Source organism: Streptomyces apricus (genome assembly GCF_008369065.1).
Taxonomy (GTDB): domain Bacteria; phylum Actinomycetota; class Actinomycetes; order Streptomycetales; family Streptomycetaceae; genus Streptomyces; species Streptomyces apricus.
Window position 1 is genome coordinate 441,238 of record NZ_VDFC01000047.1, and the last position, 2,144, is coordinate 443,381.

Sequence of the window (2,144 nt, forward strand, 5' to 3'; positions counted from 1 at the left end):
GTCCGGCACGGGGGCGGGCGCCGGGTCCGGGGTGAGCAGGACGCCCACGGCCTCGGCGGCGGCGATCTGCGCGGAGTTCGCGTGCACCCCGATGCCCTCGGCCACCGTCCGCAGACCGCGGGCGAGGTTCTCGGCGCTGGGCCGTTCGTCGGGGTTCTTGCGCAGGCAGCGCTCGATGACGGTCCACAGCGGGTCGGGGACCGTGGAGGGCCGGCGCGGCTCGGCGCTCAGGTGCTGGTGCAGGACTTCGAGGGCGGACCCGCCGCCGAACGGCGGACGGCCCGTGACCAGCTCGTACAGCATGATGCCGGCGCCGTAGATGTCGACGGCGGAGGTCTGCGGGCGGCCCTCGGCCGACTCCGGCGCCACGTACGCGGGCGTGCCGACGAACTCGTGGGTGCGGGTCAGGCCCGGGGAGTCGGCGAGGCGGGCGATGCCGAAGTCCGTCAGCATCGGGTGCATCTGGCCGCCCTGCTGCTGGAGCAGGACGTTGGCCGGCTTCAGGTCGCGGTGCACGACGCCGTCGGCGTGGCTGGCGGCGAGCGCGTCGGCGACCTGGGCGGTCAGCAGGGCGGCGGCGACCGGCGAGAACGGGCCGTTCTCGCGCAGGTAGCGGTGCAGGTCGGGGCCGTCGATCAGGTCCATGACCAGGGCCAGCAGATCGCCCTCGACCACGAGGTCCCGTACGCGCACGATGTTCGGGTGGGTCAGCCGGAGCAGGACGGAGCGCTCCCGCAGGAACCGCATCACGATGTCCGGATCGCTTGCGAGCTCTTCCTTGAGGACCTTGATCGCCACGGTCTCACCGGGCTGACCGGGCACGGCCGCCTCGGCACCCGCGGCCTCGCGCTGGCTGGCCCGCCAGACGGTGCCCGTGGCGCCGCGTCCGAGCGGCTCCTCCAGGAGGTACTTGCTGCCTACCGGCCGCACGTCATGCGCTCCCTGCTGCTTGCTTGCCTGGTCCGTCCACCGCGCTACGGGCGGTTCCGACCCACTGTAATGCCGCCGAACACGGCTCCGGGCTGTCGTCGCGCCACGGTTTCCGCCTTCCCGCCCACCTCTGTATTACGTGGAACATTCCCGTGTGTGTTCGATGAAAAGACGCTCGTTCCGGGTGTTTCGGTTGCCCGATCTTGACGTGATCGGTCCCCGGTGTGATCCCAAGAGGGCACTGGGCAGGCACTTTTGCGGGCAGAGCCGACCAATCAAGATCACTTGCCTGCGGAACGCGGGCGTGTTGTCAGTCGCAGGTGCGAGGATGCATTCCGTACCGGCCGACGTGCCCGTGCGCGGTGGGGGGATCTGCGGTGGGGGACCGCGGGACAGCCCCGTCGCGGGCGCCCGCGACAGAAGGGACCGCTGACGGCGATGCAGATCCGGCTGACCGTCGTAGACCCGCTGGGCACCCGCCCCGACGGGCGCCCCGCGTCCTGCGACGTGCTGGTCACGGCACCCGCCGGGACCGCGCTCGCGGCGGTGGCCTCCGGCCTCGCCTCGGCGGTCGGGGGCGAGGGCCCCGGGGTGCTGTACGCGGACGCGGAGCGGCTCGACGCGCAGCGCTGCACGCTGGGCGAACCCCCGCTGACGGACGGCGCCGTGCTGTCCCTGGGCGCCCCGGCGCAGCCCGGGCCCGACGTCGACCCCGCAGCTGCGCAGCTGCGGGTGGTCGCCGGGCCGGATGCCGGCGGCGTCCATCTGCTGCACGGCGGCCGGATCGAGATCGGCCGCTCCGCCGACGCCGACGTGCCGCTGGACGACCCGGACGTCTCGCGGCTGCACTGCGCCGTGACGGTCGCGCCGGACGGCCGGATCTCGGTCGCGGACCTCGGCTCCACGAACGGCACGGTGCTGGACGGCAGGCGCGTGGGCGAGCAGCCGGTGCGTTTCGCGCCGGGGGCGCTGCTGCGGGTGGGTGAGTCGGCCCTGCGGCTCGCCCCGGCGGGCGAGCCGGCCGACGTCTGCGAGACCACCCCGGACGGTGAGGGGCACGTACGGGTGGGCGCGGGACCGGCGGCGTCCGCGCGCGGACGCTCGACGACGACCGACGACCCGGCGGACCGGGACTCGGGGCAGTCCCGCACCCAGGCGCAGGGAGAGATACGGCAACAGGGGCAGGCGCAGGGACAGGGACGGCAGTCCGCCGG

Annotated in this window: 2 protein-coding genes; one reads left to right on the plus strand and one right to left on the minus strand. The window is 74.1% G+C overall.

Annotated elements, in window-relative coordinates; genetic code table 11:
• Positions 1-930, minus strand: a 930-nt coding sequence (locus tag FGF04_RS41335) for a serine/threonine-protein kinase (protein WP_235882537.1), incomplete at its 3' end; no start/stop codon positions are given.
• A 438-nt stretch (positions 931-1,368) separates the two neighbouring features.
• Between FGF04_RS41335 and FGF04_RS28405 the strand changes: the two genes are divergently transcribed.
• Positions 1,369-2,144: FHA domain-containing protein (locus FGF04_RS28405; RefSeq protein WP_149514417.1), on the plus strand; the 776-nt coding region annotated here is incomplete at its 3' end.